The sequence below is a fragment of the Sphingobium sp. C100 genome (assembly GCF_000508185.1).
In the GTDB taxonomy this organism is placed as follows: domain Bacteria; phylum Pseudomonadota; class Alphaproteobacteria; order Sphingomonadales; family Sphingomonadaceae; genus Sphingobium.
On record NZ_AYOY01000050.1, the window covers coordinates 1 to 6,685 of the forward strand.

Sequence of the window (6,685 nt, forward strand, 5' to 3'; positions counted from 1 at the left end):
GCGCCGCAACGGCGCACTGTCCTTATACCCGAAGATCATTCCGTCCTTGTCGCGCGGGTTCCACCGCACGAGGCAGACGATGGCGAAAACCTCGCCGCCGATGCCGTTCTTCATGACCTGCACCGCGGCGTAATAGACCCGGTTGCCGGGGCAGGCCGAGGCCAGCACCTTGAGTCCTTGCGTGCCGCCATCCTCCTGTGGGCGGTCGTAGGTACACTGGGCGTCGAGGTAGGATTTGGCGGTTGCGTGGCCGCCGAGCGACGCACGCGGCATGTAGAGCCATCCCATGATGGTGTTCCTTTGCTTGTCGGTAATTGGGGAAGCGGGAGCCTCGGCGGCGCTCAGGCGGCGAGCGCCGGCACGGCCGGATCGGCGGGCGCGGCATCGCTCTCGGCACCGGAGAAGCTCTTCAGATAGGCGAAGGCCTGCTCGGCTTTGGCAGCCGCGTGGATGATGGCGGTCTTGTCGCCGCGCAGGATGCCGAGCCAGTGCCCGACATAGCTCGCATGGCTGTCGTGCAGCAGATTGGGCAGGCCGAGATCGGCGCAGCAAAGGCCGGCCCCGATTTCTGCGACGAGCTCTTCGAACGCATAGGCCTTATCGCCGAAGCGCTTGCCGAATTTGCGCGCGAGCCGGTCGGGGTGGCCCGACCAGTGGACTGTCTCATGGCACCTCGTCGAGGCGTACAGATCCATGCTGCGGAACGAGCTGCGGCTGGGCATCTGGATGTGATCGAATGTCGGTGTGAAGTAGGCCTGGTTGCCGCCGTGGCGGACGTCGGCGGGGATCGCGTCGAAGAAGGCGTCGATCGCGGCCTGGTGCGTCGAGGGCTCCACCGGCACCTCCGGCTCTTGCGGAGCATAGAAATAGGCCGGAAGCGCGTCGATCTGATCGGCATTGAAGACGACGTAGTGGCGAAGGAAGCGGATGTTCTTCTCGACCTCCCTGCCGGTTTCGGGATGCTCCTCGGTCTTCTTGAACGAGGAATAATAGACCGAGATCGCGCCGGTTTCGCCGCGCCGTACATTGGCCCCGAGCGCCTCGGCCTGGCGATAGGTCATCCAGAAGCGCGAGCGGTAGCCCATCGCGTCGCCGAGCGCCCACAGGTAGAGCGTATTGATGCCGGTATAAGGCGTGCCGCAATGCCGCAGCGGGCGCCCGCCGGCGCCGCTGCACCGCCAGGGTCTCGACCAGGGCGGGACGCCTTCCTCGAGCTTGCGAATGATGAGGTCGGTGATTTCCGCGGCGACGTCGCGGCTGGAGCGTCGTGAAGCTGACATGGTGGGAACTCCGGTGCGGACGAGAAGGAAACCGCCAGCGCGGGGTGCGCGCCGGCGGTGAGCACTCCAGTTGGTGACTGGCGTCAGGCCGCGAGCGCGTCCTGATCGTCCAGCTGAGATTCGCCGTCGGCGTCGTTCCCCGCGACCGTCTCCCGATCGTCGCCCTGATCCTCGGTGCTGTCGTCGACATCGAGATCGTCGGCGGGCACCTGGTCGAGGAACTTCATGGCGTTGGGCACCCAGGCCAGCGCCGCGTCGCGAACCTCCGGCTCGACGATCGCCTCGCCCGCGAAGAGCTTGGCGCACGATTCCGAGATCTCCGACTTCTTCATCGTCGCGTGACGCGCGGTGAGCGCGGCGCCGCCGACATCGGCGAGCAGCGTCAGGATCGAACCCTTGCTGACCCGGTCGAAGAAGTTCTCCGAGGTCGGCCGCCACCAGCTCGCGACGTCGATCTCCATGATCGTCGCGAGACGGTTGTGGAGCGGGGACTGTTCGGCGCGGGAATTGGGCGCCTCGAGCGACATCGCGACGATATAGCCTAGCCAGGCCGCCTTGCCGTCGTCGTCGAGCGCGCGGAACGCCTCGAACCGCTCGACCTGCGAGGGATATTCGGTCCAATCGGCATCGAGCCCGTCATGCGCTTCGGCGAGATAGCTGCGGGCACGGGTCGCGGGCTGCTCGCCGGTGACCGGGTCCTGCGGCGAGCGTGCGCGGATGGTCGAGCCATAGGCGCTTTCGGTGCTCATGCGGTCGTCGATCATCACGAACAGCGCATAGTCGAGCGCGAGCGCCGGATGGCTGAGGAGGGTCGCCGCCAGGACGTCGCGCCGCTGCATCGCAAGCTCGTCGTAGAGCCGCGCGCTGAGCGGCTTGCCGCCGGGCGCGACCGCTTCGGGCCGCGACGCCGGAGGCGCGGATTCCCTGCCTGCCCCGCTCGGCCGGCTGCGCGCCCCGTTGACCGCGGTGTCGCCGGTTTCCTCCTCGGTGCCGCCGATCCGGACGGGCTCCTCGCTGTAATATTCGGCGTCGAGGACCATTTCGCCCCTGGGAGTGAGCTTGAGGAAGGCGCCGACCAGCGGGCGCAGCTCGTCCGGCAGCACCGGCGCGACGTTGCGGATCGCCTGCTCCTCCTCGGTGAGCGCGTCATATTCCTGGTCAAGCGCCTTGTAGGCGTCCTCGCCGATGGCATCATCGTCCATCTCGACGGAGATCACTTCCTGCCGGGCCGAGATCGCCTCGATCCGGGCCTGCTGTTCCTCGGTCAGGTCGGCCGGGGGCAGGATGACGCGATAGAGGCCGGCAGCCGCGCTGTGGGTATAGTTGGACGCGATCGGCCGGATCCAGCCAAGGCCGAGTTCCTCACCGACGCGCTTGGCTTCCGCTTCCATGATGTCCGCGGCCAGCCGCTGCGCGATCTCGGGATTGACCCACTTGTCGCCGCTGTCGCTGAAGAGATCGCGGTCGACCTTGCCGCCAGCCTCCGCATAGCGATCCTCGCCGACCAGGATGGCGACGGGGTCGGTCGAGTTCATGGTCTCGTTGGCGATCACGCGGCGGATCGTGTCGGCGTTGGAGTAACTGGTGCCGTAGCTGTTCCAGACGAGAAGCTGCTTCTCCTGGTTCTCGGTCGACGCATAGGCCTTGGCGACGTCGAGCGTGATGGTGCCTTCGCTCAGCGCCTCGAAGATCGGCTCAGCGAGCGTCGCCAGCCGCAGGCGGCCCTCGACGAAGCGGCGGGTGAGGCCGAACCGCTTGGCGACACCCTCGATGTCGCCCGTCAGTCCAATGAAATACTGGAACGCGCGGCATTCCTCGGCCGGGGTCATCTTGAGCTGATGGAAGTTCGCCGCGGTCGAGGTCTCCGACAGGGTCGCCTCGTCGCCGACCAGAACCTTCACGGGAACGTCGTAGGTTTCAGGGTCAATGACGCCGCGGTCGGCGAGCATCCGCAGGCCGCGGAGGCGGCGACCGCCGTCGAAAACCTCGAAGGTGCCGCGCGGCTTCTTCACTGGCGTGACGAGAAGGTTCTGCAGAACGCCGCGCGCTTCGAGATCGGCCGCCATTTGCGGGATTTCGAGCAGTTCGTCGGGCCTTTTGCGGACGTTGATGGGCGATAGGGTGAGTTTGGCGAGCTTTACGGAAGCGGTCATGGGAAGGAGCTCCATCTGGCGTCCGGATCATCCCGAACACCAGCTCCGTCCCCCCTTCCCTTTCCCCGATCTGCTTCGGCCGAACTTGCATAGGCCGGAGCCGCCAGTCGCTCACCTGCGGAAGCTTCGATTTTTACTGTCGATGAACTGGTCGATGGTTAGGCTTGGTCCAGGGGGTGTACGTGAATCCGCTCGATCTGATCTCGGCCGCGCCGTGGAAGCGCGCTGCCTTCACAACCTATGCGCTTTCGCTATCCTTCTTCGAGGCGGTGCTTCTCGACGCTTTGCTGCGTGGCGGCGGGCGCAATGCTCTTGTTCTGGCCGATCCTGAGGGCGTGCGTGCCGGTTTGAGCGAGGAAGGGGCGCGCAGGGTCGGCCGCGACTATGAAATCGAACCCGTTGCCTGCACCAATCACGGCGTTTTCCACGCGAAGGTCTGCGCACTTTTCAGCGAGGACGATGCTCATCTGCTCGTCGGATCGGGAAATCTGACCTTCGCGGGCTGGGGCGGCAATCTCGAGCTGGTCGAGCATCTCCATCCTAGTTTCGCTGCGGACGCCTTCGACGATGCGGCCGACTTCTTCGGACAGATTTCGGCTTCCGCTCAGATCATCACGACAGCGGGACCGGCGTGCGAGACGATCGCTGCGTCGTTACGCCGGTCGGCGCAAGGACAGCCGCGGCCGGGCAATGTTCGCATGGTCCACAGCCTCGACGCGCCTATTGCGGAACAACTGGCGCTCTATGCGGAAGATCTGGGCGGCGTGACGCGCATGACAGCTGTTTCGCCCTATTACGATCTTCGCGCCGAGGGGTTGAATGCGCTCGCGGCGCTGCTGGAGATCGATGAAGCGCATCTCCATGCCCACCGCGCAGGCACGGTCCGCGGCCAGGGTTCGAACGCCTGGCCCTTCGAGGGTGGCAAGAGGTGGAAGGCTATCGATGCCGCCGACGCGTTCGGCCAGGATGACAGGCCGCTTCACGCCAAATCGATCGAACTGGTGTGCCGCAAAGGCCGCCTCGTTCTGAGCGGCAGCGCCAATGTGACGCATGCCGGACTGTTCGGCCGAAACGTCGAAGCCGGTGTGCTGCGCGTTCAGCGAGGCAGCAAGAATTATTGGGTGACGGCGCCGGCGACGGCCCCTGCACGACTGCCGGCCGACGAGCAGGACGAGAATGACGCGGTGGCATCCGCGGTCGGGGTCCTGGGCGCATCGCTCGAAGGCGAAACGATAACCGGCCGAACGCTCGCGCCCAGACTCTCCGGGAGCGCAAACGCCGTCCTGCGAACGCCCAGGGGATCCCACATGTTGGGCTCGGTGTTGATTTCCGACGACGGCCATTTCGAGGTCGATGCACCGCGAATCGAGTTCGAAAGCTGGGAGAATGGTCGCCTGATCCTCGGGCTTGAGCAGGACGGCAGACGCTGGGAGGGTTTCGTGTCGATCGCGGCTGCCCTCGAACTGATCCGACGCACGGGTTCGATCGCGCCCCGCCTCATGGCGATGCTCGCCGGCACGGAGACACCGACGGACGTTGCCGCCATCCTGGCATGGTTTCGTGAGGATCCGAGCCGCATGCCGGCATCGCTGGGCATTGGCGGCGGGGGAAGCACCGGCGGACCCAATGAGAGCGAAGGAGCGGTAACGCTCGCGGACCTTAAGGCGGCTGGCCTTGGCGCACAGTCATTTTCTGGAGCGAGCGACGGCGAAGCAACGTCCGCCTGGCGCCATTCCATGGCCCTCATCCGTGCCGTCTTCAGACAGTCGCGCGGACCCTGGGGCGGCGGCGGCGAGACCGATGACGACGACGATGAGGACGAGAAGGACCGGGAAAAGCGGGCGCGATCGGAGGAGGCGGCGAACCATCGGTCGCTGCAACTCTTCGACGAGCTCCTGACGGCCATGCTGGCGCCCGAGGCGGAGGGCCGCAACGCGCTCATGGCTCTGTCGCTATCGCATTTCCTGGCGGACCGGATCAGGCCGGCGCCGGGCAAGGTGCAACTCTGGCTCGACAAGGTGCTTGCGCACGTCGTTGCGCTTGACGGACCCGAAAGCGACATCGCCATCGCCTCCATTCTCCTTCATCACGCAGCTGATCGCCGGGACGACAATGCGATCCGGGCACGTCGCTATTTCCTGCGCCGCGGGATCGACCCGGCAAGCCTTTCCGTCACTCCGGATGTAATACCGGCATTCATGGATTTGCTGGGATCGGGCGTCGACCTCGACAGCTTCCTCGGCGAGGTCCTGACGGCAAGGACCATGGGTGAGCAGATCGACGCCTATCTTGCCGCTGGCGATGGCCGTGGCCCCCATGTCGGTTACGATAGCCTGAGGTCATCGCCGCACTGGCCCAATCTAGAGCGGGCGCTGCGTGATCCTTCGTCATACGCCAAACTGACGGTACTCGACTCCTTCAGACCCTCCTGCCCGCGGTGCCACATTCGCCTGCCTCTGGCGGCCGGGGAAGATCTGCGGTTGCGGGGTCTCAGCACCTGCTGCGGCCGAATCCTCATCAATCGGGATTGCTGACGATGACGGATCTGAACGAACTCCTCGATACCGCGCGCTCCGCTGGCGAGGCTCGCGCGGTCGACAGGAGCAAGATCAACTTCGGCGGGGTAGACCCGCTGGGCCTTAGGCAGATCAACTTCGGCCTGATGGACCGGGTGCTGCCGGACCTCAACAATGTGGCAAGCCACATCCGTCCCTACACCCTGATGGCCTGGGCCTGGCGGAGGGTGCGCCATGTTCTGGAGCGGGGAAAGCGGCAGAGCGCAAAGCCCGAAGAGATGCGCGATTTCGTCGACCGGATCGAGGCTATCTACGCGTGGTCACAGTTCCTGATCGACCCGCGTGCGGACATTCCGGGGGCGCAAGCCATGCGGCCGATGCTGGACGCGAAGCAGTATCGTTTTGGCGGTGAGGAATGGGAAGCCCGGCGCAACATGCGACGCTATTCGACAGGTTTCATATCGCCGCTGAACTACGGGCCGAGCCTGCGCACCATGGGCTGGCTGATCCCGGTCGAGGGCGCGGCAGGCATATTCCAACCCGATGCTTCCCTCGACCCGGTGCTCGACGCCTTCGAAAGAGGTTTCGGGGCGGAGCTGGGCCACGAGGCGTTCAACCGCTTCGGCAACGTGGTCGTCAGGCGCGCGGATGCCGAGCGCTGGGGCAAGCTTTGGACGATGGACAAGCCTCGCGCCGCGGAGGCGAAGGCCATGTTTACGAGGCTTCTGTGGTTGCC

3 protein-coding genes and 2 pseudogenes are annotated in these 6,685 nt (G+C 65.5%); 2 read left to right on the top strand and 3 right to left on the bottom strand.

What is annotated here, in order from left to right; all coding sequences use genetic code 11:
- From C100_RS29865 to C100_RS29875, 3 genes and pseudogenes are all read right to left on the bottom strand, one after another.
- Positions 1–288: pseudogene (locus C100_RS29865) on the bottom strand (DUF6927 domain-containing protein); the annotation flags it as partial.
- A 53-nt stretch (positions 289–341) separates the two neighbouring features.
- Positions 342–1,280 (bottom strand): ArdC family protein, encoded by a 939-nt coding sequence (locus tag C100_RS29870; protein WP_019054348.1) that lies wholly within the window; start codon positions 1,278–1,280, stop codon positions 342–344.
- Between the two features lie 83 nt (positions 1,281–1,363).
- Positions 1,364–3,433, bottom strand: coding sequence for a ParB/RepB/Spo0J family partition protein (locus C100_RS29875; protein ID WP_031308780.1), 2,070 nt, complete (start codon positions 3,431–3,433; stop codon positions 1,364–1,366).
- A 182-nt stretch (positions 3,434–3,615) separates the two neighbouring features.
- On the opposite strand from C100_RS29875, the gene C100_RS29880 reads away from it, so the two are divergent.
- Both C100_RS29880 and C100_RS29885 read left to right on the top strand, forming a co-directional pair.
- A complete protein-coding gene (locus C100_RS29880; protein WP_019054346.1) occupies positions 3,616–5,967 on the top strand; it encodes a hypothetical protein in 2,352 nt (783 codons plus the stop codon).
- Positions 5,968–5,969: 2 nt separating this feature from the next.
- A pseudogene (locus tag C100_RS29885) lies at positions 5,970–6,685 on the top strand (septum formation inhibitor-activating ATPase); the annotation flags it as partial.